A 26,731-nucleotide genomic window follows, 5' to 3' on the forward strand; every position below is an offset into this window, starting at 1 on the left:
AACTCATGCCGCACGTCATCACCCAGTCGTGCTGTAGCGATGGTTCATGCGTCTTCGCATGCCCGGTGAACTGTATTCACCCGTCCCCGGACGAGCCGGGTTTCGCTACCGCCGAAATGCTGTTCATCGATCCCGCCGCCTGCGTGGACTGTGGTGCCTGCATCACGGCCTGCCCGGTCGGCGCCATCAAGCCGGACACCAAGCTGACCGAAGCTCAGCTGCCGTTCATCGAGCTCAACGCGTCCTTCTACCCGAAGTACGAGGGCAAGCTGCCGCCGACGTCCAAGCTGGCGCCGGTGCCCGACGCCCCGGCGGTCGACCAGCGGCCGCACGGCCCGCTGCGCGTCGCGATCGTCGGCTCCGGGCCGGCCGCCATGTACGCCGCTGACGAGTTGCTGACCCAGCGCGGGGTCCGGGTCAACATCTTCGAGAAGCTGCCGACGCCCTACGGGCTGGTGCGCGCCGGGGTCGCCCCCGACCACCAGAGCACCAAGGGTGTGACGCGGTTGTTCGACCAGATCACGAAGCGCCGCGGGCTCGACTTCTACCTCAACGTCGAGGTGGGGCGGGACATCACGCACGCCGAGCTGCTGGAGCACCACCACGCCGTGCTGTACGCGGTCGGTGCGCCGAACGACAAGCGCCTCGACATCGAGGGCATGGGGCTGCCCGGAACCGGAACCGCCACCGAGGTGGTGGCCTGGTACAACGGGCACCCCGAGTTCTCGCATCTGCCGGTCGACCTGAGTCACGAGCGGGCGGTGATCATCGGAAACGGCAACGTCGCGTTCGACGTCGCCCGCATCCTGACCACCGACCCGGATTCGTTGGCGCGCACCGACATTTCCGATCACGCTCTCGCCGCGCTGCGGGACTCGAAGGTGCGTGAGGTGGTCATCGTGGCCCGGCGCGGCCCCATCCACTCGGCGTTCACCCTGCCCGAGCTGATCGGCCTGACGTCGACGTGCGACGTGGTGCTCGACGCCGCCGACCACGAGCTGGTTCGCCGGGATCTGGAAGCCGAGACGGACGCACTGACGCGTCACAAGCTCGAGATCCTCACCAAGCTGCCCGAGAATTCGGAACCGGCGCGTTTGCAGAATTCGAAGCCGCGGATCCGGTTGGCCTACGAGCTGACGCCCGCCCGCGTGCTCGGCTCGGACAAGGTCACCGGCATCGAGTTCACCGTCACCGGCACCGATGAGGTCCGTCAGCTCGACGCGGGCCTGGTGCTGACGTCAATCGGTTACCACGGCAAGGCAATTCGCAGCCTGCCGTTCGACGATGCCGCCGGTGTGGTCCCCAATGACGAGGGCCGTGTCATCGATCCGGCCACCGGTGAGCCCGTTCGTGGCAGCTACGTCGCGGGCTGGATCAAGCGTGGTCCGACGGGCTTCATCGGCACCAACAAGTCGTGCGCGGCGCACACCGTCGACCGGCTGGTCGCCGACTACAACGCCAGCCGCCTCAGTGAGCCGACCGCGAAAAGTGGTGCGCTGCAACAGCTCATCCGCAACCGGCGGCCCGATGTGGTCGACATGGCCGGGTGGCGGGCCATCGACGCGGCCGAGATCGCGCGCGGCGGTGCCGACCGGCCGAGGGACAAGTTCATCGACGTGTCCGACATGGTGGCCGCGGCCGCCGGCGCGCCGAAGCCGTCGCTGCGTCAGCGGCTCTTTTCCTGGTGATTTGTGCACGATTTTCCGCGGTCACCGCGGAAAATCGTGCACAAATCGCTGATCGCTAGCCCTGCTGGGCTGCCATCGCCTCGGCGATCTCCTCCGGGCTGACCACGCGCACGGTCTGCGCCAGCGACCAGTGGTGCCCGAACGGGTCCTCCACCTGGCTGTAGCGGTCACCCCAGAACATGTCCTGCGGGGCCATCAGTTCGCGTGCGCCGGCGTCGATGGCGCGCTGGTAGGCCGCGTCGACGTCGGGCACCTGCAGGTGGATGGTGACGGGCGTGCCACCGAAGGCCGTCGGGGTCTGCGACTTGCCGCCACACATCTCCGGGAAGTCGTCGTTGAGGTAGACGTTCGACCCGTTGATGGTCAGTGCGGCGTGCATGAGCTTGCCGTCGGGCCCGGGCACCCGGCCGAGCTCGGTGGCGCCAAAAGCCTTGACGTAGAAGTCGATTGCAGCGGCGCCGTCGCCGACGACGAGGTGCGGGGCGAGGAAGGTCTGGGACTCGGTCATCGTGTTCTCCTCAGAGCGGTACTGCGCGGATTGGGGTCATTGGTTATGACCATCTCCAACGCTACTTCTCATCGGTGACAAGAAATCGAGCCCGAAATGCCTCGCGGTGTCAGCTGTGCGCGATGCTGTCCCAGCCGGCCACCGAGTCCGCGGGCCGCGGCTGTGGGCCGACGTAGATGGCCGCCGGGCGGACCAGCTTGCCGAGGCGTTTCTGCTCCAGGATGTGCGCGCACCAGCCCGCGGTGCGGCCGCAGGTGAACATGGCGGGCATCATCGCGCTGGGCACCTGGGCGAAGTCCAGGATCACCGCGGCCCAGAACTCGACGTTGGTCTCGATGGCCCGGTCGGGACGGCGCTCGCGCAGCTCGGCGAGGGCGGCCTGCTCCAGCGCGGCGGCGGCCTCGAAGCGCGGGGCGTCCAGGCGCTTGGCCGTGGCGCGCAGCACGCGGGCCCGCGGGTCCTCGGCGCGGTACACCCGGTGCCCGAAGCCCATCAGCTTTTCCTTGCGGTCCAGGATGCCCTTGACCACGGCCCGGGCATCGCCGGTGCGCTCGGTCTCCTCGATCATCGGCAGCACGCGGGCGGGGGCGCCGCCGTGCAGCGGGCCGCTCATGGCGCCGATCGCGCCGGACAATGACGCGGGCACGTCGGCGCCGGTGGACGCGATGACGCGCGCGGTGAAGGTGGACGCATTCATGCCGTGCTCGGCGGCGCTGACCCAGTAGGCGTCGATGGCCTCGATGTGCCGCGGGTCCGGCTCACCCTGCCAGCGAGTCATGAAACGCGCTGTCACAGTGGGGCATTCGTCGACGATGCGCTGCGGCACGGCGGGCCGGTAGATGCCGCGGGCCGACTGGGCGACGAACGACAGCGCCGTCACCGACGTCTGGGCCAGCTGATCGCGCGCGGTGTCGTCGTCGATGTCGAGCAGCGGCTTGAAGGCCCACAGCGGGGCGAGGGTGGGCAGTGCGGCCTGGACGTCGACGCGGACGTCGCCCGAGTGCACGTGCAGCGGGAAGGGTTCGGCGGCCGGCAGACCCCGGCCGAACTCGCCGTCCACCAGCAGGGCCCAGACGTCACCGAACGTGACGCGGTGGCTCACCAGGTCCTCGATGTCGACGCCGCGGTAGCGCAGGGCGCCGCCGTCCTTGTCCGGTTCGGCGATCTCGGTCGTGAAGGCCACCACGCCTTCCAAGCCGGCGACGAAGTTCTCGGGGATCTGCGGCGTCGACACTGACGTTGCCTCTGTCATGCCGAAATTGTTCCACTAGCGGGTGGGCCGAGGGCTACCGGCCGGTAACAAACGGTCAGACGACGGAGAAACCAGCAGGTAGACCACCGCGTCCGGTGAGCGCCGGCAGCACTTCCGCGGCCTGACCCGTCAGCGCCGCGATCTGCGCCGCCAGCACGGTGGCGTCGTGCAGCGCCGCGTCGGGCAACCCGACGTCCATTCCGGTGGCCCGCGCGATGTCGAGGCTGTGCACCGTCAGCTCGAACACCCGCGTCGGCAGGTAGTTGCTCAGCCGGATGCCCAGACCGCCGATCACGGTGATCAGGGGGTCGCCAGCCCCGTCCAGGTCGGTCCGGACCTGGCGCAGCAGGTCGGTGACCTTGGCGGCGGGGTCGGTCCCCAGGTTGCGCCCGGCCTCCCGGCCGCGTTCGACGATGTCGGGGCTGCCGGTGGCGTAGCCGCGCATCAGCGCGTAGTAGTGCGCCGGTCCGGTCACGTCCTCCCGGTCGGCGGGCGTGCGCAGGTAGGCGCTGACGGTGATCAGCGACCGCGAGGTGTGCCCCACCAACGCCCGCAGATCCCAGTCGCCCAGTCCGGGACCGTCCCAGGCCGTGGCCGGAATTCGTGCCACCAGGTCCGCGAAAGCTGTTGCCGCCGAGACGAATACTGAATGGTCCCGGGGTGCGTCTGACGCCATGTCTGCATTGTGTCACCGCATGGGCGTACCGTCGCCGATCATGGCATCCGATCACGTGGAGCAGTCGGCGGATCATCTGGCCCGGATGCGGGTCGAATACGGGTCGACAGAGAAGGACGGCAGCGTCGACCTCGACGTCGACTGGCTGGACCGGGGCTGGTTGGCGTTGTTCCGCGACTGGATGGCCGACGCCGTGCAGGCCGGGGTCTCCGAACCCAACGCGATGGTGCTGGGCACCGTCGATGCGCAGGGCCACCCCGTCACCCGGTCGGTGCTGTGCAAGTCGATCGAGGAGACGGGCATCTCCTTCTACACCAACTACGACTCCGACAAGGGCGACCAGCTGGCGGCGGTGCCCTACGCGTCGGCGACGTTCCCCTGGTACCTGCTGGGCCGTCAGATCCACATCCGTGGTCCGGTGACGAAGGTCGACGCGGCGCACACCGCCGAGTACTGGTCGAAGCGGCCGCGCGGTTCGCAGCTGGGGGCGTGGGCGTCACACCAGTCAAAATCGATTGCCTCGCGGGCGGCGCTGCTGGAACAGTTGCGTGACGTGACCGAGCGATTCGCCGACGTACCGGACGTGCCGGTGCCGCCGAACTGGGGCGGCTACCTCATCGCCCCGGAAGTGATCGAGTTCTGGCAGGGCCGAGAGAACCGGGTACACAACAGGATTCGCATCACCGGCGATCGCATCGAACGGCTCCAGCCCTGAGAGGTCTGATCGCCGACACCACACCGCTGCGCAACCCCGACTACCGCCGCCTGTGGGGGTCCAGCGTCGTCACGGTGATCGGCGCCAACCTGACGATCTTCGCGGTGCCCGTGCAGCTGTACGCGCTGACGCAGAACTCGGCGTACGTCGGGCTGGCGGGCGTGTTCAGCGTGGTGCCGCTCATCGTGTTCGGCCTGTGGGGCGGCGCCTGGGCCGACGCGATGGACCGCCGACGGCTGCTGATCATCGCGTCGTGCGGGCTGGCGGTCGCGTCGGTGCTGTTGTGGGTGCAGGCCGCTGCCGGGCTGAACAACGTCTGGCTGGTGCTGTGTCTGCTGTCGGTGCAGCAGGCGTTCTACGCCATCAACTCACCGACCCGCTCGGCTGCCATCCCACGGATGCTGCCGGCCGAGCAGTTGCCTGCCGCCAACTCGCTCAACATGACGGTGTTCCAGGCCGGCGCGATCATCGGCCCGCTGCTCGCCGGCGTTCTGCTGCGGTGGGTGGATCTGTCGACGCTGTATTTCATCGACGCCCTCACCACGATCGCGCCGATCTGGGCCACGTTCCGGCTCACCCCGATGCCACCTGAGCACTCGCCCGACGACGACACCTCACGCTGGGGTTTCGCGGCCGTGCTGGACGGTTTCCGCTACCTGTCGGGCAACCGCGTCGTCCTCATGTCTTTCGTGGTCGACCTCATCGCGATGATCCTCGGCATGCCGCGGGCGCTGTTCCCGCAGATGGCCCACGAGAACTTCGGCGGGCCGGTCGCGGGCGGGACGGCGATGGCGCTGTTGTCGGCGGCGATGGCCGTCGGCGCGGTCGCGGGCGGGGTGTTCTCGGGATGGCTGCCCCGGGTTCGCAGACAGGGTCTGGCGGTCGTGGTCTCGATTGTCGTGTGGGGCGCGGCCATGGCCGGTTTCGGGCTGGCGGTTGGCCACGCCACCGGCCGGCCCGACGGATTCCTCTGGATCGCACTGGTGCTCTTGGCTGTCGGCGGCGCCGCCGACATGGTCTCGGCGGTGTTCCGGAGCACGATCCTGCAGGAAGCCGCATCCGACGAGCTGCGGGGCCGTTTGCAGGGCGTGTTCACCGTGGTGGTCGCGGGCGGTCCGCGGATTGCTGACGCGGCGCACGGCGCGGCGGCCGCGGTGGTGGGGACCACGGTGGCCGCGACGGGCGGTGGCGTCCTGGTGGTGGTCGGCGTCGTCGTCTCGGTCCTGGTGGTACCCGCGTTCGTGCGCTATCGGGTGGCTCGCAACTGATGCTTGACAGCGGGGTTATGGCGACCCGAGCAAGCACATAGTTCTCTTAACGACTACCGTCTAGTCCCGGACGTTTCACCTGCCGACACTGCAAGTCGACACCGCAAAAGGGGTTCAAGTGGCCGACACCTCCAGCTCTGACGACGTAGCCAACCTCCGGTATCCCGGGGGCGAGGTCGATCTCAAGATCGTGCGCGCCACCGAGGGATCGGACGGCATCGAGCTCGGCTCGCTGCTGGCCAAGACTGGTTACACCACGTACGACGGTGGTTTCGTCAATACCTCGGCCACCAAGAGCGCCATCACCTACATCGACGGTGACGCCGGCATCCTGCGCTACCGCGGGTACCCGATCGAGCAGCTCGCCGAGAAGTCGAACTTCATCGAGGTCAGCTACCTGCTGATCTACGGCGAGCTGCCGACGGCCGCCGAACTCGAGGCGTTCACCACCAAGATTCAGCGGCACACCCTGCTGCACGAGGACCTCAAGCGGTTCTTCGACGGCTTCCCGCGCAACGCGCACCCGATGCCGGTGCTGTCGTCGGCGGCCAACGCGCTGAGCGCCTACTACCAGGACTCGCTCGATCCGAAGGATCCCGAGCAGGTCGAGCTGTCGACCATCCGCCTGCTGGCCAAGCTGCCCACCATCGCGGCCTACGCCTACAAGAAGTCGGTCGGTCAGCCGTTCCTGTACCCGGACAACTCGCTGAACCTCGTCGAGAACTTCCTGCGCATGACGTTCGGCCTGCCGGCCGAGCCGTACCAGGTGGACCCGGAGCTGGTCCGCGCCCTGGACATGCTGTTCATCCTGCACGCCGACCACGAGCAGAACTGCTCGACGTCGACGGTGCGTCTGGTCGGCTCGTCGCAGGCCAACCTGTTCACCTCGATCTCCGGCGGCATCAACGCGCTGTGGGGCCCGCTGCACGGCGGCGCGAACCAGGCCGTGCTGGAGATGCTGGAGAAGATCCGCACCGAGCACAGCGATGTCCGCGACTTCGTCAAGAAGGTCAAGAACCGCGAAGACGGCGTGAAGCTCATGGGCTTCGGCCACCGGGTCTACAAGAACTACGACCCGCGGGCGCGCATCGTCAAGGAGCAGGCCGACAAGATCCTCGGCAAGCTGGGCGGCGACGACGAGCTGCTCGACATCGCCAAGTCGCTGGAGGAGATCGCCCTCACCGACGACTTCTTCGTCGAGCGCAAGCTGTACCCGAACGTCGACTACTACACCGGCGTGATCTACCGGGCCATGGGCTTCCCGACCCGCATGTTCACCGTGCTGTTCGCCCTCGGCCGCCTGCCGGGCTGGATCGCGCACTGGCGCGAGATGAGCGCCGACCCGAGCACCAAGATCGGCCGACCGCGCCAGATCTACACCGGTTACACCGAGCGGGATTACCCCAACCACTGAGTTTCACCGAGACGGCCCCTTGCGCACTGTGCGTGAGGGGCTTTCTCTTTTCCCATTTCCCGCGAGCTTGCCGCGTTCTCTTTTCCCGCGAGCGGCCGTGTTTGTACGGCAACACGCCGCCTTTTGCGTGCAATTCGAGGCCGCTCGCGGGCGCCGAGCGCGCGCGTCCTGCCCGTGTCGCCAATCTCACGCCGAAACTCCGTTGCCTCAGCAACGGTTGTAGTTTCACAATTGTTGTGTGAATACAACTATCGACGCGCTCACCTCACGGCGCAAGACGATCATCCTGATCTCCTGCTGCCTGAGTCTGCTGATCGTGTCGATGGACTCCACCATCGTGAACGTCGCCATCCCGTCGATCCGCCGCGACCTCGGCGCCAGCGCCGCCCAGATGCAGTGGGTCGTCGACGTCTACACGCTGGTGCTGGCCTCGCTGCTGATGCTCTCCGGCGCCGCCGGTGACCGGTTCGGCCGGCGGCGGGTTTTCCAGATCGGCCTGACGATCTTCGCGTTCGGTTCCCTGCTGTGCAGCCTCGCGCCGACCGCGGACGCGTTGATCGCCGCCCGCCTGGTTCAGGGCATCGGTGGCTCGATGCTCAATCCTGTTGCCCTGTCGATCATTTCGCAGGTCTTCACCGACAGGGTGGAGCGGGCCCGGGCACTCGGTTTCTGGGGCGCGGTCGTCGGTATCTCGATGGCGCTGGGCCCGACCGTCGGTGGCCTGCTGATCCACGCCGTCGGCTGGCGGTCGGTGTTCTGGATCAACCTGCCGATCTGTCTGGCCGCCATCGTCCTGACGGCCGTCTTCGTCCCCGAGAGCAAGTCGGGCACCATGCGCGACGTCGACCCGATCGGTCAGGGGCTCGCGGTGGTGTTCCTCTTCAGCCTGGTCTTCACCCTCATCGAGGGGCCGGGGATGGGCTGGAGCCACCCCCGCACCGTGGCCATCGCGGTGCTGGCGGCCGTCGCCCTCGTCGGCTTCCTGCGCTACGAGCGCCGGCGCCACGACCCGTTCATCGATCTGCGCTTCTTCCGCAGCATCCCGTTCGCCGGCGCCACCGTGACGGCTGTGTTGGCACTGACCGGCTGGGGCGCGTTCCTGTTCATGATGTCGTTCTACCTGCAGAACGAGCGGCACTACTCGGCGATGCACACCGGCATCATCTATCTGCCCATCGCCATTGGTGCCCTGGTCTTTTCACCGTTGTCCGGACGGATCGTCGGCCGCTACGGTGCCCGGCCGTCACTGATGGTCGCCGGTGTCCTGATGGCCTCGGCCGCCCTCATGCTGACGACGCTGACCGCGACGACGCCCATGTGGCGAGTGGTCGTCATTTTCGCGGTGTACGGCATAGGGTTCGCGATGATGAATGCGCCAGTGACCAACGCCGCCGTGAGCGGCATGCCGGTGGAGCGCGCCGGCGCCGCGGCGGCGGTGACGTCTACCAGCCGCCAGGTGGGCGTGAGTATCGGTGTGGCACTGTGCGGTTCTATCGCCGGCTCGGCCCTGGCCGGCAGCGGCGTCGACTTCGCGACGCAGGCCCGGCCGCTGTGGTGGATGTGCGTCGCGATCGGCGTCGCGGTCGCCGTCCTCGGCTTCGCCTCGACCTCGCCGCGTGCACTGCGCTCCGCGGAGCGGCTGGCGCCACTGATCGAGGGATCGCGTGAGCCGGAGCCGGCCGGTGTCCACTGATCCGCTGGCCGACGAGGTCTGGCAGACCATGGCCGCCGTCGTGGTCGAGAACCGCGACAGCTGGAAACGTGCGGTGGTCGAGCAGACCGGATTGCCCTTCAGTCGGGCCCGGATTCTGCGCCGGCTGGATGCCAAGGCCATGACGGCCAAAGAGATCGCCGCCGCGACCGGCATGGACGCGCCGGCCACCACCGTCGCGATCAACGATCTCGAAGAACGCGGACTGGTTGTGCGCCAACCGGATCCGGAGAACCGGCGCTGCAAACTGGTGTCACTGACGGACGCCGGGGGCGCGGTGCTGCGCGGCATCGGCCAGATCGATGACCCGGCCCCGCCGGTGTTCGCCACGCTGGACGCCGACGAGCTCACCACACTCCGCGACCTGCTGAGCCGGCTGCGCCGCCACTAGGGGTGCGGTTCCCGTCCACCCGCGGCAGGTGCCCGACTACGGTGGTCCCGTGGCAAACACCAAACCTGAGATCGAATTCCCGGACGGCCCGGCACCTGAGACGTTGGTGATCGAGGACGTCATCGTCGGCGACGGTGCCGAGGCGGTGCCCGGCGGCAACGTCACGGTCCACTACGTGGGCGTCGAGTACGACACCGGTGAGGAGTTCGACAGCTCCTGGAACCGCGGCGAGACCATCGAATTCCCCCTGCGCGGCCTGATCCAGGGCTGGCAGGACGGCATCCCCGGGATGCGCGTGGGCGGCCGGCGCAAGCTGACCATCCCGCCCGCACAGGCCTACGGTCCCGCCGGTGGCGGGCACCGCCTGTCCGGCAAGACGCTGATCTTCGTCATCGACCTCGTCGGCGTCCGCTGACCTGATCGACTTTCTGTCGGGCTTAGAGCCCGGCGGTTGTGGCGTGTCATGGCGGCAACGCGCCGTCTCCACAGCTGCCGGGCTCTAGGCTCGATCTTGTTTCAGGGAGGGTTGTCGCGATGCCGGACACAGCTGACGTCATCGAGCCGTCCGGCAGCGTTCGTCGCCTCGGCACGCGCGGCAGGGTGGCGGTGCTGGCGGTCGTGGTGGCCGTCGTCGCCGCCGTCGGCTGGGTGGTGTTCGGCACCTCGGACGAACACCGGGCGCCGAGTTCCATCGCGGCCTCGGCGGTACCGACATCGGCACAGCCCGAGCTGACCTCCGCGCCGTTCGCGCTGGCCCGCGACGGCAACACCATCACACTGACGGGCAGCCTCGCCAACACCCGGTCGAAGTCCGAACTGGCCGCCGCGGTGAAGGCGCAGTGGCTGAACGCCAGCCTCGACGACAAGACCACCGTCGTCGACGGTGCCGGGACCCCGGACATGGCGGCCATCGGCAACGTCCTCTCCGCAGCCGATGCCATCACTGATTTCGGGCTGTCCATCGACGGCGCCACCATCACGCTGATGGGAACGGCGCCCAACCTCGACGTCGCCGGTGAGGTGCAGAGCGCCGCGGCCCTGTCGTTCCCCGGGGCGAAGCTGGCCAACAACATTCAGATTCCGGCGCCGGGTGGTCCGGTGGCGCCGCCTGCGCAGGCGCCCTCGTCGGCTCCCGCTCCTGCACCCGCGCCCGCTCCGTCCCCGGCCGGCGGCCGCTGTGCGAAGGTGCAGGCCGACGTCACCGAACTGCTGCGCACCCCGATCAGTTTCGTCACCGGCGGCTCGCAGATGACGGGGGAGTCCCGCCGGCTGCTGGGGCAGGTCGCCGACAAGATCCGGGCCGGCTGCCCGAACGGTGCGGTCACCGTGATCGGCTACACCGACAACCAGGGCAGCGACGCCGTCAACCTCAAGCTCAGTGACACCCGGGCCAAAGCCGTTGCCGCCGCGCTGGTTTCGAACGGTGTGCTGGCGGCGAACATGACGGCCCGCGGGGCTGGCTCCGCCAACCCCATCGCCGACAACGGCACCGAAGAAGGCCGCGCGAAGAACCGGCGGGTCGAGATCACCGTCGGCTGAGCGGGCCGGCGGTTGAGTGTGCGTCCTCGCTGAGCCCTACTCGCACATCTGCACCCAGGATGCAGGGTCAACTCGACTTCAGAGCCGAGGACTGTTGACCCTGAACTGACGGCGCACCGCACTCGAACAAATGCACCCTGGATACAGGGTCAATGTGGAAGTCCTCAGTGATGCCCGGGCAGCTGTAGCAGCAGCCGCGTCCCGCCGAGTGGACTGGTCTCCAATGTCGCGGTGCCGCCGTGTAATTCGGCCTGCTGGGCCACCAGCGCCAGGCCCAGCCCGGAGCCCGAGTGCGACGCGGTGGAACCGCGATTGAACCGTCCGAAGACCCTCAGACGCTCATCTTCGGGTACGCCGCAGCCGTCGTCGTCGACGGCGATCTCGACCCCGGCGCGCGAAGTGACCGCCGACAGCTGAACTTTCGACGCACCGCCGTGCTTGACGGCGTTGGCGATCGCGTTGTCGACCGAAAGCCGCAGTCCGGCAGGCAGTCCCACGATGATGATGGTCGGCGCCGGCACCAGCGACACCTCCAGGTCGGGGTACACGCGCATGGCATCGTGCGCGGCGCGGTCCAGGAGTTCGGTGATGTCCACGGGCACATGGTCATCGACGGTGGACAGCTCGCCCTGTGCCAGCCGCTCCAGCGCCCACAGCGTGGTCTCGATGCGCGACTGCGTGCGCACGACGTCGCTCAGCACTTCCTTGCGCTGCTCGTCGGGAAGGTCGAGCGTGCTGAGGATTTCGACGTTGGTGCGCATCGCGGTGAGCGGGGTGCGCAGCTCGTGCGCCGACACCGCCGCGAAGTCACGGGCCGACGCCAGCGCGGCCTTGGTCCGGCCCTTCTCTTCCCACACGCGGTCCACCAGACCCTTGACCGCGTCGGCGATCTCGACGGCCTCGGTGGCGCCGCGGACGTCGATGTGCGGGGCGTCGCCTTCCGGATCGATGTCGCGCGTCTGCTGCGCCAGCCGTTTGAGCGGACGTACCGCGAACGCGGCCAGCGCCCAGCCCGCGACGGCGGCCGCACCAATGGCGAACGCGCACAACGCGATCACCCGGCGATGCAAATTGTTGGTGTCGACGATCGTGGCGTCATACGTGGCGCCGACCGCCACCAGCATCGGGTCCGGCATGTGGATCTGCACCGTGCGCACCCGGTAGCGGATGCCGTTGACGTCGGTGTCGGCGTAGCCGACCGGCAGTTCGGGCAGCACGACATTCGAGTTCGAGCTGACCTGGCCGTTCCGGCGTGCCGTGATGACGACGTTCTCGTCGTGCGGTGGCCGCGGAATCTCGTCGAGCCCGCGCGGCAGGAACGGGATCGCGAAGCCGGCGGCCTCGTCGAGGCGACGGTCCAGGCGTTCCTTGCGGTCGTTGGTGATGCCGATCCACACGATGGTGCCGACGATCCCGACCACGATGGCCGCGGCGATACCGGTGGCGAACGCGACGCGCGACTGCAGCGACGGAGTGCGACGGAAGACGCGCGCCAGGATGTTCACGGGCTACTGCTGCCGGTTCTTCGCGCAGGCGCTCATCAAGGCACTCTGTTCTTCGCGCAGGCGCTCATCACTGCTGCCTGAGCACGAACCCCACACCGCGGACCGTGTGCAACAGTCGCGGCGCACCGTTGGCCTCCAGCTTGCGGCGCAGGTAGCCGATGAACACGTCGACGACGTTGGTGTCGGCGGCGAAGTCATAGCCCCACACCAGCTCCAGCAGCTGGGCGCGGGACAGCACGGCGGTCTTGTGCTCGGCCAGCACGGCCAGCAGGTCGAACTCGCGCTTGGTCAGGTCGACGTCGGCGCCGTTGACGCGGGCCCGCCGGCCCGGGATGTCGACCTCGAGCGGCCCGACCGAGATGGTCTCCGACGAGAACGTCGCCGTCGCGCCGCGGCGGCGCAGCAGCGCCTTGACGCGCGCGACCAGCTCGGCCAGCACGAACGGCTTGACCAGGTAGTCGTCGGCGCCGGCTTCCAGCCCCGCGACCCGGTCGTCGACCGAGCTGCGGGCCGAGAGCACACACACCGGTACGTCGTTGTCCATGGCGCGCAGCGCGGTGACGACGCTGACGCCGTCGAGCACCGGCATGTTGATGTCCAGAATGATGGCGTCCGGCCGGAATTCGGTGGCACTGCGCAGGGCCTCGGCGCCGTCGACGGCGGTCGACACCTCGAAGCCGGACAGCCGCAGGCCACGCTCCAATGAGGCCAGCACGTCCGGGTCGTCGTCGACTACGAGCAGGCGGGGGGAGGCGCTTCCGCTATCCATATGCCTCATCTTGCCCGATGGCCCACTGTTATTGACGGAGGCACGTCTGGCAGCCGCTATTCGGTGCTAGCATCCGGCGCTTATGGGGCCTGTGTCGCCGCGAGTCATCGTTCAACCCGATGATGGCGTGCAGCCGGTGCGGGATTTCATCGCATCGGCGCAGAAGTCGTTGCTCATCAAGCAATTCACGTTCACCGAACCGTCGCTCGTGGCGGCGGTCATCGAGCGCCACCAGGCGGGTGTCGACGTGCGCGTCATGCTGAACCCGGCCCGCTCGGGCGGCGACCGCGCCAATGACGAGACGTTCGAACAGTTCTCGGATGCCGGCGTCAACGTCCAGTGGTCCAACCCGACGTTCTACGTGACGCACGAGAAGTCGATCGTCGTCGACGGGGCGGCGGCGCTCGTGGCCACGTTCAACCTGTGCGAGAAGTACTTCACCCTCACGCGTGACTACGGCTTCATCACCACCGAGCCGGACCACGTCGCGCAGATCGTCGAGGTGTTCGACGCCGACTGGTCCCACACCGATTGGGAGCCGTCGCAGTATCACGGGCTGCTGTGGAGCAACTCGAATTCGCGGTACCACATGGCGAAATTCATCGACACCGCCGAACACCGGCTGCGCATCCAGCACCCCAAGTACGTCGACGCCGTCATCCTCGACCACATCGCGGCCGCGGTGGGCCGGGGCGTCAATGTCCATGTGCTGTGCGGTGGCAAGCACGGCATCAGCGACTGGGACATCCTCGACACGTTCGCCTCGCTGCGGACCCTGCGCCGGTTCGGCGCGAAGGTGCGCAAGCAGAAGAACCTGCGTGTGCACGCCAAGCTGGTCATCGTCGACGACCACGAAGCGCTCGTGGGTTCGATGAACATCGACCGCAGCGCCTTCGACCTGCGCCGCGAACTGGGCGTGATGGTCAAGGACCCGGACGCCGTCGCGCAGCTGTCGCGGGTGTTCGACGCCGACTGGGAGACCTCGCACCACTACGAGCCGCCGGATCCGCTGGACTCGTCGCAGCATCACGAAGACGACTTCCCGCACGACCCCGAGCTGGTCCATGAGTGAGCAGATCGACTCGACGGCCCAACGGGTTTCGTTGTTCGAGTTGGTCCTGACGTTCAACCACATCGCGCTGGCGTCGTTCGGTGGCGGGCTGTCGGCCTGGTCGCGAGAGGTGCTGGTGGTGGAGAAGGGCTGGCTTGGGGACGCCGAGTTCCTCTCGGCCACAACGATGTGCCGCATCCTGCCCGGCGCCAACCAGGTCAACATGGCGGTGTTCGCCGGCACCAAGATGCGTGGCTTCCCCGGGGCCGCCGCCGCGGTGTTCGGCCTGTGCGCCATGCCGTTGGTGATCGTGCTGGCGTTGTCGTTCGCCTACTTCAGGTTCAAGGAAGTGCCCGCCGTCAAGGGCGTGCTGCACGGTGCGTCGGCGGCCGCGGTCGCCCTGACCCTGACGATGGTGCTCAAGACGGGCCAGAAGTGCCTGACGGGCGTGGTGCCGGTCCTGCTGTTCGCAGGCGCCTTCGTGCTCAACGGCGTGCTGCGGTTCCCGCTGCTGGGGACGCTCGCGATCCTGGCGCCGCTGAGCCTGCTGTGGGCATGGCCGCGCGAGCGCGGCAACGGGCCAGGGCCGCGGGACCGCGCCGCAGCGGCATGAGCACCCCACGATGAGTACCGCGGCGCTTTCCACCTACATCCAGCTCATCGGGCTGTTCGGGATGCTGTCGCTGCTGTCCATCGGCGGCGGCAACGTCGTGCTGCCGGAAATGCACATCAACGCCGTCAACGGCAGGCACTGGCTGACCGACAACCAGTTCGCCGACCTGTTCTCCATCTCGCAGACCGCGCCGGGCCCGAGCATCCTGATCGTCTCGATGGTCGGCTACGGCGCCGGCCTGAAAGAGGGCGGGATTCCCGGCGCGATCATCGGCGGTGTCGTCTCGATGGTCGCGATGGTGGTGCCGGCCGCCGGTTTCGTCTACATCATCACGTTGATCTGGCAGAAGGCCGAACGCTCCAAACTGCGCCGCGCGGTCGAGAAGGGTTTCGCCCCGCTCACGGTCGGCCTCATCCTGGCGGCATCGCTGGTCATGAGCCGTGCCGCTGACCATGACTGGCGCGCCTACACCGTCACCGCGGTGTGCACCGTGATCTTCATGCGCACCAAACTCAATCCGCTGATCGTGGTCGCCGCCGCCGGCTTCGTCGGGTACCTGGGTTTCATCTGACCTGGTCGTGCCGCCGCGCACCGGGTTTGTCGGTGGCACGTGCGAGCATTGAAGTTGTTGTGTCTGATGTAGCCCAGCCCCTGCATTCGGCTCCGGCGATCGCTCCGGTGCCGCAGCGTCGGCGTGCGTCGGCGGACCTGCTGCGCCTGCTGCCGTATCTGCGGCCGTACCGCGGCCGCTGGGCCGCCATGCTGCTCACCGCGTTCGCCGGTCTGGGCGTGACGGTGTCCATCCCGCTGGTGACCAAGGCCGTCATCGACGGCCCGGTGCGGCACCAGGACCAGCAGGGCCTGTGGGTGCTCGGTTCGGCCGCGCTCGCGCTGGGGCTCGTCGAGGCGGTGCTGTGGTTCATCCGGCGCTGGCTCGGGGCCCGCGCGACCATGGGCGTCGAGGCTGACATCCGCAAGGAGCTCTACGCGCGGCTGCAGATCCTGCCCATGTCGTTCCACCGGCAGTGGCAGTCCGGGCAATTGCTGTCGCGGGTGATGAACGACCTTGGCACCATTCGCCAATTTCTCGGCTTCGGTCTGCTCTTCTTGGTGCTCAACACGATTCAGATCATCGTGGTGACCGGCATCCTGCTGACCATGTACTGGCCGCTGGGCGTGGTGGTGCTGGCGTCGGTGCTGCCGGTGTCCGTCACGATCTTCAGGTTCGAGCGGCAGTTCACCGTGCTGTCGCGGCAGGCGCAGGACCAATCCGGCCATGTCGCAACACATGTCGAGGAGTCGGCCCTGGGCTTGCGGGTGATCAAGTCGTTCGGCCGCGAGGACTACGTCTACCAGCGGTTCGACGAGCGGGCGACGGCCCTGTACGACGCCGAGGTCGGCAAGGTGGCGGTGTCGGCGCGCTTCTGGACGCTGCTCGAGGTCATCCCCAACCTGACGCTGATCTTCGTACTTGGGTTCGGTGCGTACGCGGCCGGCCACGGTCAGGTCACCATGGGCACGCTGGTCGCGTTCATCACCATGATGCTGTCGCTGGTCTGGCCCATCGCGTCATTGGGCTTCCTGCTGTCGATGATGCAGGAGTCCATGACGGCCGCCAATCGGGTCGCCGAGATCTTCGACGCGCCAGTGGATATCAGCGACGGACCGGTCGACACCGTGCCGCGCGGCGGGCACCTGGAGCTGCGCGACGTCGGCTTCCGCTTCCCCGACGCCGAAGCCGACGACTGGGCGCTGCGCCACGTGTCGGTGACGGTCGAGCCGGGGCAGACGCTGGCGCTCGTCGGCGCCACCGGCTCCGGCAAATCGGTTCTCGCCGCGCTGTTCTCACGGCTGTACGACGTCACCGAGGGCGCGATCCTGCTCGACGGACGAGACATCCGCGAGCTGTCGCTGCCCGCCCTGCGGACGGCCGTGGCCACCGCCTTCGAGGACCCGACACTGTTCTCGATGTCGGTCGTCGAGAACCTCACCCTCGGCCGCGGCGCCGACAACCCGGCCACCGGCGACGAGATTCGCGCGGCGATCGACATCGCCGCCGCCCAGTTCGTCTACGACCTGCCGTTCGGTCTCGACACCCGCATCGGCGAGCAGGGCATGAGCCTGTCCGGCGGTCAGCGGCAACGTCTTTCGCTGGCCCGCGCCATCCTCGCCGCGCCGTCGTTGCTGGTGCTCGACGACACGTTGTCGGCCCTGGACATGCACACCGAAGCGGAGGTCACCGTCGCGCTGCGGCGGGTGCTGACGTCGGTGACGGGCATCGTGGTGGCGCACCGCGCGTCCACCGTGCTGCTGGCCGACCGGGTGGCGCTGCTGACCGGCGGCACCATCACGCGCATCGGCACCCATGCCGAACTGCTCGAGCGGGCGCCTGAATACCGCTACCTGCTGTCCGCCGACGACGAGCTCGACGACGGCTGCGAGCGCAGCTGTGATTGGGAACAGGACGCCGAACGCGAGCGGCTCGAGCAGCTGTATCTGGAGCAGACCGATGAGTCCGAAGAGGTGCGGAGGCGATGAGCACCGAGAGCTGGCGCGGCCAGACCGTCGAGGCTGCCGAGGACCTGCCCATCGACGAGAACGTCTCGCGGCGTCGCGAGGCACGGTCTCTGTTGGGCTCGTTGTTGAAGCCGTACCGGTTCGCGGTCCTGCTGCTGGCGCTGGTCGTCGTGGTGGAAAACGGTGCGCGCCTGTCGGTTCCGCTGCTCGTGCAGCGCGGCATCGACCACGGCATCCCGCCGATCCTGCAGGGCGGGCCGGCCCGTGAACTGCTGCAGATCGTCGCGGCCCTGTGCGGCGTCGTGGTGCTGCAGGCCACCTTCCGGCTGTTCTTCCTGAACCGGTCGGGCCGCATCGGCCAGAAGGTGCTGCTGGAGCTGCGCCGCCGGGTGTACCGGCAGTTCCAGCGCCTCGACGTCGCCTTCCACGACCGCTACACCTCGGGCCGCGTGGTGAGCCGGTCCACCAACGACATCGAAGCCATTCAGACCATGCTGTCGACGGGTTTCGACAGCCTCATCACCGCGGTGCTCACCCTGGGCGGCACCGCGGTACTGCTCGTCACGCTCGACGTGCGGCTCGGGCTGATGTGCCTGGGCGCCTTCCCGCTCCTGGTGCTGCTGGTCGCCTGGTTCCGGCGCGAATCATCGAAGACGTACCGCACCGTCCGCGAACGCGCGGCCCTGGTGATCGTCCAGTTCGTCGAAACCATGACGGGCATCAAAGCGGTGCAGGCCTATCGGCGCGAGCCCCGCAACCAGGAGATCTTCGACGACGTCGTCGACGACTACCGCGTCATCAACGAACGCACCATGACCCTGCTCGCGGTGTTTATGCCCGCGGTCAAACTCATCGGCAACGTCACCACGTCGGTGGTACTGCTGTACGGCGGCTACCTGGTGCTGCACGGCCGCATGACGATCGGCACGCTGACGGCCTTCCTGCTGTACCTGCGCATGTTCTTCGAACCGATGCAGGAGATTTCGCAGTTCTTCAACACCTTCCAGTCGGCGGCGTCGGCGCTGGAGAAGTTGGCCGGGGTGCTCGGGCAGCAGCCGGGGATCATGGACCCCACCGACCCCGTCGCGCTCACGGCGGTCAAGGGCGACATCGCTTTTCGGGGTGTCAGCTTCGGCTACAGCCCGGACCGTCCGGTGCTGCCCGAACTGGATCTGACGGTGCCCGCGGGGCAGACGGTCGCCCTCGTCGGGGCCACCGGCGCGGGCAAGACGACCATCGCCAAGCTCATCGCGCGCTTCTACGATCCGGTGACCGGCACGGTCACCCTCGACGGCATCGACCTGCGGTCGATCGCCCAGGCCGAGCTGCGCCGACACGTCGTGATGGTGACGCAGGAGAACTTCATGTTCGCCGGCACCGTCGCCGACAACATCCGGTTCGGGCGCCCCGACGCCACCGACGCCGAGATCCGCGCGGCGGCGGAAGCCGTTGGCGCGGACCGGTTCATCGACAATCTGCCGGACGGTTACGACACCGACGTCGCCAATCGGGGCGGACGGCTGTCAGCGGGCCAACGCCAGTTGGTCGCGTTCGCCCGCGCGTTCCTGGCGGACCCCAAGGTGCTGATTCTCGACGAGGCGACGTCGTCGCTGGACATTCCGACCGAGCGCCTGGTGCAGCGCGCGCTGGCGACCGTGCTGGCCGGGCGGACCGCGCTCGTCATCGCGCACCGGCTCTCCACCGTGCAGTCCGCGGACCGGGTCCTGGTCCTCGACGTCGGGCGCATCGTCGAGGACGGTGCGCCCCACGATCTGGTCGCCCAGAACGGGCGGTACGCGGCGCTGCACCGCGCGTGGATCGACTCGCTGGCCTGACCGGTCAGGGAATCAGCCGCAGCTGCCGCGCCTTCGACACCGCCTCGTGCCGGCTGTGGGTGCCGAGTTTCGTCGCGGCACTGCGCAGATAGCTCTTGACGGTCTCCGGCTTCAGGGAAAGCCGTTGGGCAGCTTCGGTATTGGTGCACCCCAGTGCGATCTGCGCCAGCACGTCGAGTTCGCGCGGGCTCAGCGGACCGGCCGGTGCGGGCCCACCGGCCAGCGCCTCGGCCAGCCGGTCGGCGAGACCGCCGAGATCGTTCGGTGCGACGGGCGCGCCCCCGGCCGCCAGCCGTCGCAGTTCGGCGTGCACCTGGCGGATGTGTTCGGTGTTGACCGCCGTGTCGGCGGCCGGGGCCTGCTGCAGCCGCAGCCGGCGGTCCACTTCGTCGCGAATCGTCAGCTCGTCCGACAGGCGCTGCGCCGATGCCATGATCAGGTCGACGGCCCGGCCGCCGAACGGTGCACTGGACCGGTAGGCGCCGTAGAGCACCGCCCGGGCCCGGCCGTCGACGACGACCGGCACCGCCAGCACCGACCGGATGCCCTCGGAGAGCACCGGCATGTCATAGTCGTGCGTGATGGACGGCGCGTGCCGGTAGTCGGCCACCGCGAGCGGCTGGCCCGAGACCATGCTGGCACCGCCGAGTCCGCACGTCGAGCGCACCGTCAACCCCCGGAGACCACCGCCGCGCGTGCCGTAGAACTCCGTGATCAGCAGCGTGTCGTCGTGCACCTCGCCGCCGAACATCACCGGCACCGCGCCCTCTGAACCGAGACGCCGCAGCTCGGCGCGGACCGCGTCGGTATCGCGCGGGCGCAGCAGGGACGGGCCGGTCGTCACGGTCAGTACCCTCTTTCGGGGGTAGCGGGCGGATGGGTGTGACGTAGATCCTACGTTCATGGCGACAGAGGCTGTGATCACGACCAACACCGAGCAGTACCGAGCGGCCCGGGACCGGCTCGTGGCGTCGATCGGTGACTACTCGCAGGCCGTCGATTCGTTCAGCTGGCCGCGGCTGACCGGCACCTTCAACTGGGCCACCGACTGGTTCGACGTCATCGCCCGCAGCCCCGAGCGGGCCGGGCAGACGGCGCTCTGGATCACCGAAGAAGGTGGCGACGAGCAGCGCTACACCTTCGCGGAGATGGCCGACCGGTCCGACCTGGTCGCGACGTGGCTGCAGTCGCTGGGTGTGGGCAAGGGCGACCGCGTCATCGTCATGCTGGGCAACCAGGTCGAGTTGTGGGAGTCGATGCTGGCGGTGGCCAAGCTCGGCGCGGTGGTGATGCCGACGACCGGGGCCCTGGGCCCGGCCGATCTGGCCGACCGGATCACCCGCGGCGGGGCGGGCTTCGTGGTGACCAATGCCGCGGACGCGGACAAGTTCGCGTCCGTCGACGGGCAGTACGTCGGCATCGTCGTCGGGGATGCGGTGCCCGGCTGGCACCGGTATGCCGATGCGTATCAAGCGGTTTCGGCGGGGCCGTTCCGCGCCGTCACCGACGTCGACGACCCGCTGCTGGTCTACTTCACCTCGGGCACCACAAGCAAGCCCAAACTCGTTGAGCATTCGCAGATTTCGTATCCCGTCGGTCACCTGTCCACGATGGCCTGGATCGGGGTGACGCCCGGCGACGTCCACCTGGCGATCAGCTCACCGGGCTGGGCCAAGCACGCCTGGAGTTGTGTCTTCGCGCCGTGGATCGCCGAGGCGACGATATTCGTCTACAACTACAGCCGCTTCGACGCCGCCGCGCTCATGGGGCAACTGCGCCGCGCCGGCGTCAACACCTTCTGCGCACCACCGACGGTGTGGCGGATGCTGATCCAGGCCGACCTCGGCACCAAACCCGAAGGGCTGCGCGAGATTCTGGGCGCCGGCGAGCCGCTGAACCCCGACGTCATCGCCAAGGTGCAGGACGCCTGGGGCCTGACCATCCGGGACGGCTTCGGCCAGACCGAGACCACCCTGCTGGTGGGCAACACTCCGGGGCAGCCGGTCAAGGCCGGATCGATGGGCCGGCCGATGCCGGGTGTGCCCGTGGTGTTGGTCGATCCGCTGACCGGCGAGCCGGCCGACGAGGGCGAGATCTGCCTGGAGCTGGGCGCGCGGCCGCTCAACCTGATGACGGGTTATCTCGGTGACCCGCAACGCAATGCGGCCGTCATGGCCGGCGGTTACTACCACACCGGTGACGTGGCCTCCCGCGACAGTGACGGCTACATCACGTATATCGGCCGCACCGATGACGTGTTCAAGTCGTCGGATTACAAGGTGTCGCCGTTCGAGCTGGAGAGCGTGCTCATCGAGCATCCCGCGGTGGTGGAAGCCGCGGTGGTGCCGCAGCCCGACGACACCCGGCTCGCCGTGCCGAAGGCGTACGTCTGCCTGGCTGCCGGCTGGAGTGCCGACGCGGACACCGCGCGGTCGATCATGGAATTCGCCCGTGACCACCTGGCGCCGTACCTCAAGGTTCGGCGGGTGGAGTTCTTCGATCTGCCCAAGACGATTTCCGGCAAGATCCGGCGCGTTGACCTGCGCAAGCGCGAAGATCAAGCGCATGCGGCCGGCACCCCGATCGCATCGGAATACCGCTACGAGGATCTGGTGAACTGATGCTGAGCTACGACGCGGGCCCCACCGACACCCCGATCCTCGAAGAGACCATCGGGGCCAACTTCGAGCGCACCGTCGCGGCCCATCCGGACACTCTCGCGTTGGTCGACCGCGGGCAGGGACTGCGGTACACGTATGCCGAACTCAACGCCGAGGTCGACTTGATCGCCCGCGGCCTGATGGCCCGCGGCATCGAGAAGGGTGACCGCGTCGGCATCTGGTCGCCGAACTGTGCGCAGTGGATCGTGACGCAGCTCGCGACGGCCAAGATCGGCGCCATCCTGGTCAACGTGAATCCGGCGTATCGGGTGCACGAACTTGCCTACGCGCTCAACCAATCCGGGATGCGTCTGCTGATCTCGGCGACGTCGTTCAAGACGTCGGACTACGCGGCGATGATCGACGAGGTGCGGCCGCAGGTCCCGGGCCTGGGTGACGTCGTCTTCCTGGACGGCGCGGACTGGGATCGGTTGCGTGCCGACAGCGCGACGGTCGGTGCCGACGCCTTGGCGGCCCGGCATGCCGCGTTGTCCAACACCGACCCGATCAACATCCAATACACTTCGGGCACAACCGGATTCCCGAAAGGTGCGACGCTGTCGCACCGCAACATCCTGAACAACGGCTACTTCACGACCGAAGGTATCAACCTGCGGGCGGGGGAGCGGTTGTGTGTCCCGGTGCCGTTCTATCACTGCTTCGGCATGGTGATGGGTGTGCTCGGCTGCATGAGTCATGGTGCGGCCGTGGTGATCCCGGCCCCCGGCTTCGACCCGGCCGCAACGCTCGATGCCATCGAGGCCGAGCAGTGTGCCGGCGTCTACGGCGTGCCGACGATGTTCATCGCGATGCAGAACCATCCGTCGTTCGCCGGGCGGGACCTGTCGAGCCTGCGCACCGGCATCATGGCCGGCTCGGTATGTCCCGTCGAGGTGATGAAGCACTGCGTCTCGGACATGCACATGGCCGAGGTGGCCATCGCGTACGGCATGACGGAGACCTCGCCGGTGTCGTGCCAGACGTTGATCGATGACGACCTGGGCCGACGGACCGCGACCATCGGGCGGGCGCACCCGCACCTGGAGGTCAAGGTCGTCAACCCGGAAACCGGCGAGACGGTCGAGCGCGGCGAGCCGGGGGAGTTCTGCACCCGCGGCTACTCGGTGATGCTGGGCTACTGGAAGGGTGACGGGAAGGCCACTGCGCACGCGAGGAGCGAATACAACCGAGGGCCAATCGATTCCGAGGGCTGGATGCACACCGGCGATCTCGCGGTGATGCGGGCCGACGGCTACTGCGCCATTGTCGGACGCATCAAGGACATGGTGATCCGCGGCGGCGAGAACGTGTACCCGCGCGAGATCGAGGAGTTCTTGTACACCCACCCGGACATCGAGGACGCGCAGGTGATCGGCGTGCCCGACGCCCGCTATGGCGAGGAGATCTGCGCATGGCTGCGGATGCGGCCCGGTGCGGCGCCGCTGGACGCCGCCGCCATCCGGGAGTTCACCGCGGATCGGCTGGCGCACTTCAAGATTCCGCGCTACGTGCACATCGTCGATGAGTTCCCGATGACCATCACCGGCAAGGTCCGCAAGGTTGACATGCGCGCCGAGAGCATCCGCATCTTCGGTCTCGAGCAGCCTTAGCGCGAGGTTCTCCAGCCGCGAACGTGCAGCCAGGCCCTGTTCCCGACAATTTTCGCGATCTGGTTGCACATTCGTGGCGACGCCGCGTCGGCCCTCGCTACGAATGTGCGTACAGCTCGCGATCTTCGACGAAATCGCGATCTGTTGGCACGCTCGTGGGGAACGGCCCGACCAATCGAGTTGACGGGTCTGCGCACCCGGGTTACCTTGGCTACGTCAGCACCTCGCTAGGCGAGGCTCCTGGACGAACAGAAGCCACTGATCCGACGACGTCGAGAGACGCCCAGGGTCAGGACAGGTCTCCCCGGATTAAGGGGTTACCCAAAGTGGCTATCCACCCCGGTGGATTACGTCGTCCAGTGCCGAAGCTCTGACGAGAGGGGTGCGGCAGCGCATGGTTTTAACAGCCTTTTAATGGGTACCCGGTCGCTGCCATCTCCCTTTTGTGTTGTCATGGGATAGCTGCCCCGACGTGGGCCCGACGGCGAGGAGGTGAGGTACGACGTGAGATCTGGCGATGGCGACAGTTCCAGTTTGGGACGAAAACACCACGTAGACATCAGTATCCGAGTACTTCCGTCAATCCGCCGACTGGCGGGTTCTGCCTGACCGACAGGCCGCGGGAGTCCGATCCCGACAGGAGTTCTGTCATGACCGTATTTCGCAACCGCACCGTTCGTCGTATCGCTCGGCTGCTGCACACCCGCACGCACCTGACCCCGCAGGAACGGTACAACCTGCAGTTGTCGCACACGCCGCTCGCGGTGATCTCGGCGTCTCTCGGGGCGCACCCCAACTTCTGATCCGTTCGGCCGCACGGTCCGCCCACCGATTCCGGTGGGCGGACCCCTGCTGTGCTGCCATTTTCCCGGGAGGAATCTCGACATGGCCCTGTTCGCTCGTACCCCGCGCCCCACCGGTGAAACGTCAGTGCGGCAACGTGATTCACCACGCACCGCGGTGCTCGACACCGCGCACGTCGGCGACATCGTCGGCGCCCTCGGCACCATCCGCACCGACGAGACCACCACCGGCCGCAGCCGCTGGCAGCGCTTGAAGATGCTGCTGGTGGTGATGGGGCCCGGCCTCATCGTCATGGTCGGGGACAACGACGCCGGCGGCGTCGCGACCTACGCGCAGGCCGGCCAGAACTATGGCATGGCGCTCATGTGGACCATGGCGCTGCTGATTCCGGTGCTGTACGTCAACCAGGAGATGGTGGTCCGGCTCGGCGCCGTCGCCGGAGTGGGGCACGCCCGCCTGATTTTCGCGCGGTTCGGCAAGTTCTGGGGCGCCTTCAGCGTCGGCGACCTGTTCATCGTCAACGCGTTGACCATCGTCACCGAATTCGTCGGGGTGTCCATGGCGTTGAACTACTTCGGGCTGCCCAAGACGATCTCGGTGCCGCTGGCGGCAGTGCTGCTGTTCGCCGTGGTGGCCGGTGGTTCGTTCCGCCGTTGGGAGCGTTTCATTTTCGCGCTGATCGCGATCAACATCGTGATCTTCCCGCTGGCGTTCATCGTGCACCCGTCCGCGACCGAGACGGCGAAGGGATTGATCCCGTCGTTCCCGGGCGGCCTCAACTCGACGCTCCTGCTGCTGATCGTGGCGATCGTCGGCACCACCGTCGCGCCGTGGCAGTTGTTCTTCCAGCAGTCCAACATCGTCGACAAGCGGTTGACCCCCAAGTGGATTCGTTACGAGCGGATCGATCTGTGGATCGGCATCGTCGTCGTGATGGTGGGTGCGGTCGCGATCATGGCCGCCGCCGCGTTCGGGCTCGGTGGCAGCGCCGCGGCCGGCAATTTCACCGACGCCGGTGACGTGGCGACTCAGCTGGGTCAACACGTGTCGCCCACCGCGGGTGCGCTGTTCGCCATCCTGCTGCTGGACGCCTCGCTCATCGGCGCCAACGCCGTCGGCCTGGCCACCACCTACGCCCTCGGCGACACCATGGGCAAGCGGCACTCGCTGCACTGGAAAGTCAGCGAGGCACCGGCCTTCTATCTGGGCTACGCGGCACTGCTCGCGGTGGCGGCCGCGGTGTCGTTCAGCCCGGATCACGTGCTGGGACTCCTGACCCAGGGTGTGCAGGCGCTGGCCGGGGTGCTGCTGCCGTCGGCGACGGTGTTCCTGGTGCTGCTGTGCAACGACAAGGCGGTGCTGGGCCCGTGGGTCAACACCATGCGGCAGAACATCATGGCCGGCGTGATCGTGTGGGCCCTGGTGCTGCTGTCGCTGGCCCTGACGGCCGCGACGTTCTTCCCGAATCTGACTGCCGCACAACTCGAGTGGGGCTTCGGGGTCGGAGTCGGCGTCGGCGTGCTCGGCGGCGGCGCCATCGCCGGTGCGACGCTGCGGTCACGGCACCGGCAGCGGAAGCAGGCCGCTGTCGATGTGGCCGCCGAGCTGGGCGGTCTGGACCCGGAGCAGGTGGAGGATCTGGACGACCAACCCGACGACCGCGCCGTCCGGAAGGCGCTGCGGAAGCAGGAACGGGACAGCTTCCGCACGCCCGCGCTGGACACCCTGGACCGGCCAGCCTGGTCGCCGCTGCGCGTGGCGGGCATGGTCGCACTGCGCGGCTACCTGTTGGTGGCGGTGGTGCTGGTCGGGGTGAAGGTCGCCGAGGCGATCAGCGGCTGACGGTGGTGGGCGTGGTACCGGTGGTGCCGCGCCCACCTGCGGCTCACAGTGAATCGCGTGCGGGACAGTGCGAGGTGTCGCCGTCCTGGCAGGTACACAGGTCCGTGTGCCGGCGCTCCGAACCGCTGCCAGCAACATCGTCTGCCGCGCCGCGTGCCGCCGTGACGATCGAGGCCGTCCCTGCCGCAGCGGTCAGCAGCAACTCGACTTGATTTGCGGACTGCAGCAGAACGACCAATTGATGCACTGTAAGCAGCCGATTTACCACGCTGACCGTCCGATGCATTGCATTGCTGTGCGTATCCCGATTCGTCCTCGCCGACTGTCGCACAGTACCGACGCGTGCGTCAATACCGCAAACGC

Annotated in this window: 23 protein-coding genes and 1 riboswitch; of the genes, 17 read left to right on the top strand and 6 right to left on the bottom strand. The window is 67.9% G+C overall.

Going from position 1 to position 26,731, the window contains the following annotated elements; translation table 11 throughout:
* Nucleotides 1–5 precede the first annotated feature (5 nt).
* The gene (locus tag H289_RS0101075; protein WP_029104643.1) at nucleotides 6–1,688 is read left to right on the top strand and encodes an FAD-dependent oxidoreductase; all 1,683 of its coding nucleotides are present in this window, start codon (nucleotides 6–8) and stop codon (nucleotides 1,686–1,688) included.
* Nucleotides 1,689–1,743: 55 nt separating this feature from the next.
* Here H289_RS0101075 and H289_RS0101080 read toward each other — a convergent pair whose 3' ends face one another.
* From H289_RS0101080 to H289_RS0101090, 3 genes are all read right to left on the bottom strand, one after another.
* Nucleotides 1,744–2,196: a VOC family protein gene (locus tag H289_RS0101080; protein ID WP_020098902.1), complete on the bottom strand. Its 453-nt coding sequence runs from the start codon at nucleotides 2,194–2,196 to the stop codon at nucleotides 1,744–1,746.
* Nucleotides 2,197–2,305: 109 nt separating this feature from the next.
* Entirely contained in the window at nucleotides 2,306–3,448 is a 1,143-nt protein-coding gene (locus tag H289_RS0101085) for a citrate synthase 2 (RefSeq protein ID WP_036419926.1), read from the bottom strand.
* A gap of 55 nt (nucleotides 3,449–3,503) precedes the next feature.
* Nucleotides 3,504–4,124 (bottom strand): maleylpyruvate isomerase N-terminal domain-containing protein, encoded by a 621-nt coding sequence (locus tag H289_RS0101090; protein WP_029104644.1) that lies wholly within the window; start codon nucleotides 4,122–4,124, stop codon nucleotides 3,504–3,506.
* A gap of 40 nt (nucleotides 4,125–4,164) precedes the next feature.
* Between H289_RS0101090 and pdxH the strand changes: the two genes are divergently transcribed.
* From pdxH to arfA, 7 genes are all read left to right on the top strand, one after another.
* Nucleotides 4,165–4,839 (top strand): pyridoxamine 5'-phosphate oxidase, encoded by a 675-nt coding sequence (pdxH, locus tag H289_RS0101095; RefSeq protein ID WP_036419980.1) that lies wholly within the window; start codon nucleotides 4,165–4,167, stop codon nucleotides 4,837–4,839.
* Nucleotides 4,836–6,107: an MFS transporter gene (locus H289_RS0101100; protein WP_029104646.1), complete on the top strand. Its 1,272-nt coding sequence runs from the start codon at nucleotides 4,836–4,838 to the stop codon at nucleotides 6,105–6,107. Before pdxH ends, H289_RS0101100 begins: the two co-directional genes overlap by 4 nt.
* A gap of 118 nt (nucleotides 6,108–6,225) precedes the next feature.
* Nucleotides 6,226–7,521 carry a citrate synthase gene (locus tag H289_RS0101105; RefSeq protein WP_020098907.1) on the top strand — a complete coding sequence of 432 codons (1,296 nt, stop codon included), beginning with the start codon at nucleotides 6,226–6,228 and terminating at the stop codon, nucleotides 7,519–7,521.
* Nucleotides 7,522–7,759: 238 nt separating this feature from the next.
* On the top strand, nucleotides 7,760–9,214 hold the full coding sequence (locus H289_RS0101110; protein ID WP_020098908.1) for an MFS transporter: 1,455 nt from the start codon (nucleotides 7,760–7,762) through the stop codon (nucleotides 9,212–9,214).
* On the top strand, nucleotides 9,204–9,623 hold the full coding sequence (locus tag H289_RS0101115) for a MarR family winged helix-turn-helix transcriptional regulator (protein WP_029104647.1): 420 nt from the start codon (nucleotides 9,204–9,206) through the stop codon (nucleotides 9,621–9,623). Before H289_RS0101110 ends, H289_RS0101115 begins: the two co-directional genes overlap by 11 nt.
* 49 nt (nucleotides 9,624–9,672) lie before the next feature.
* Complete coding sequence (locus H289_RS0101120; RefSeq protein WP_036419981.1) at nucleotides 9,673–10,038, top strand: FKBP-type peptidyl-prolyl cis-trans isomerase; 366 nt, start codon at nucleotides 9,673–9,675, stop codon at nucleotides 10,036–10,038.
* Nucleotides 10,039–10,157: 119 nt separating this feature from the next.
* Nucleotides 10,158–11,162, top strand: a complete 1,005-nt coding sequence (gene arfA / locus H289_RS0101125) for a channel-forming protein ArfA/OmpATb (protein WP_020098911.1) — start codon at nucleotides 10,158–10,160, stop codon at nucleotides 11,160–11,162.
* Between the two features lie 164 nt (nucleotides 11,163–11,326).
* On the opposite strand, the gene H289_RS0101130 is transcribed toward arfA, so the two are convergent.
* Nucleotides 11,327–12,667 (bottom strand): sensor histidine kinase, encoded by a 1,341-nt coding sequence (locus H289_RS0101130; RefSeq protein WP_020098912.1) that lies wholly within the window; start codon nucleotides 12,665–12,667, stop codon nucleotides 11,327–11,329.
* A 67-nt stretch (nucleotides 12,668–12,734) separates the two neighbouring features.
* Nucleotides 12,735–13,445: a response regulator transcription factor gene (locus tag H289_RS0101135; RefSeq protein WP_029104649.1), complete on the bottom strand. Its 711-nt coding sequence runs from the start codon at nucleotides 13,443–13,445 to the stop codon at nucleotides 12,735–12,737.
* A gap of 73 nt (nucleotides 13,446–13,518) precedes the next feature.
* Between H289_RS0101135 and H289_RS0101140 the strand changes: the two genes are divergently transcribed.
* Genes H289_RS0101140 through H289_RS0101160 form a run of 5 tightly spaced genes read left to right on the top strand, consistent with a single transcriptional unit; the run spans nucleotide 13,519 to nucleotide 19,452 of the window.
* Complete coding sequence (locus H289_RS0101140; RefSeq protein ID WP_029104650.1) at nucleotides 13,519–14,508, top strand: phospholipase D-like domain-containing protein; 990 nt, start codon at nucleotides 13,519–13,521, stop codon at nucleotides 14,506–14,508.
* Nucleotides 14,501–15,100, top strand: a complete 600-nt coding sequence (locus H289_RS0101145; RefSeq protein ID WP_020098915.1) for a chromate transporter — start codon at nucleotides 14,501–14,503, stop codon at nucleotides 15,098–15,100. Before H289_RS0101140 ends, H289_RS0101145 begins: the two co-directional genes overlap by 8 nt.
* 10 nt (nucleotides 15,101–15,110) lie before the next feature.
* Nucleotides 15,111–15,671 carry a chromate transporter gene (locus H289_RS0101150; protein WP_020098916.1) on the top strand — a complete coding sequence of 187 codons (561 nt, stop codon included), beginning with the start codon at nucleotides 15,111–15,113 and terminating at the stop codon, nucleotides 15,669–15,671.
* 59 nt (nucleotides 15,672–15,730) lie between these two features.
* Nucleotides 15,731–17,638 (top strand): ABC transporter ATP-binding protein, encoded by a 1,908-nt coding sequence (locus H289_RS0101155; protein ID WP_196809965.1) that lies wholly within the window; start codon nucleotides 15,731–15,733, stop codon nucleotides 17,636–17,638.
* On the top strand, nucleotides 17,635–19,452 hold the full coding sequence (locus H289_RS0101160) for an ABC transporter ATP-binding protein (RefSeq protein WP_020098918.1): 1,818 nt from the start codon (nucleotides 17,635–17,637) through the stop codon (nucleotides 19,450–19,452). The genes H289_RS0101155 and H289_RS0101160 overlap by 4 nt, the downstream gene beginning before the upstream one ends.
* A 4-nt stretch (nucleotides 19,453–19,456) precedes the next feature.
* Here the strand turns inward: H289_RS0101160 and H289_RS0101165 are convergent, their stop codons facing one another.
* The gene (locus H289_RS0101165) at nucleotides 19,457–20,296 is read right to left on the bottom strand and encodes a LuxR C-terminal-related transcriptional regulator (RefSeq protein ID WP_020098919.1); all 840 of its coding nucleotides are present in this window, start codon (nucleotides 20,294–20,296) and stop codon (nucleotides 19,457–19,459) included.
* Between the two features lie 76 nt (nucleotides 20,297–20,372).
* Between H289_RS0101165 and H289_RS0101170 the strand changes: the two genes are divergently transcribed.
* The 4 genes from H289_RS0101170 to H289_RS0101185 all read left to right on the top strand — a co-directional run bounded on the left by H289_RS0101170 (nucleotide 20,373) and on the right by H289_RS0101185 (nucleotide 26,368).
* On the top strand, nucleotides 20,373–22,073 hold the full coding sequence (locus H289_RS0101170; RefSeq protein WP_029104652.1) for an AMP-binding protein: 1,701 nt from the start codon (nucleotides 20,373–20,375) through the stop codon (nucleotides 22,071–22,073).
* Nucleotides 22,073–23,722, top strand: a complete 1,650-nt coding sequence (locus H289_RS0101175; RefSeq protein WP_020098921.1) for an AMP-binding protein — start codon at nucleotides 22,073–22,075, stop codon at nucleotides 23,720–23,722. Before H289_RS0101170 ends, H289_RS0101175 begins: the two co-directional genes overlap by 1 nt.
* 216 nt (nucleotides 23,723–23,938) lie before the next feature.
* Nucleotides 23,939–24,111: riboswitch (M-box (ykoK) riboswitch) on the top strand.
* Nucleotides 24,112–24,372: 261 nt separating this feature from the next.
* On the top strand, nucleotides 24,373–24,525 hold the full coding sequence (locus tag H289_RS33275) for a hypothetical protein (RefSeq protein ID WP_020098922.1): 153 nt from the start codon (nucleotides 24,373–24,375) through the stop codon (nucleotides 24,523–24,525).
* Nucleotides 24,526–24,607: 82 nt separating this feature from the next.
* A complete protein-coding gene (locus H289_RS0101185) occupies nucleotides 24,608–26,368 on the top strand; it encodes an NRAMP family divalent metal transporter (protein WP_020098923.1) in 1,761 nt (586 codons plus the stop codon).
* Nucleotides 26,369–26,731 lie beyond the last annotated feature (363 nt).

This window comes from Mycobacterium sp. 360MFTsu5.1 (genome assembly GCF_000383495.1).
In the GTDB taxonomy this organism is placed as follows: domain Bacteria; phylum Actinomycetota; class Actinomycetes; order Mycobacteriales; family Mycobacteriaceae; genus Mycobacterium; species Mycobacterium mucogenicum_B.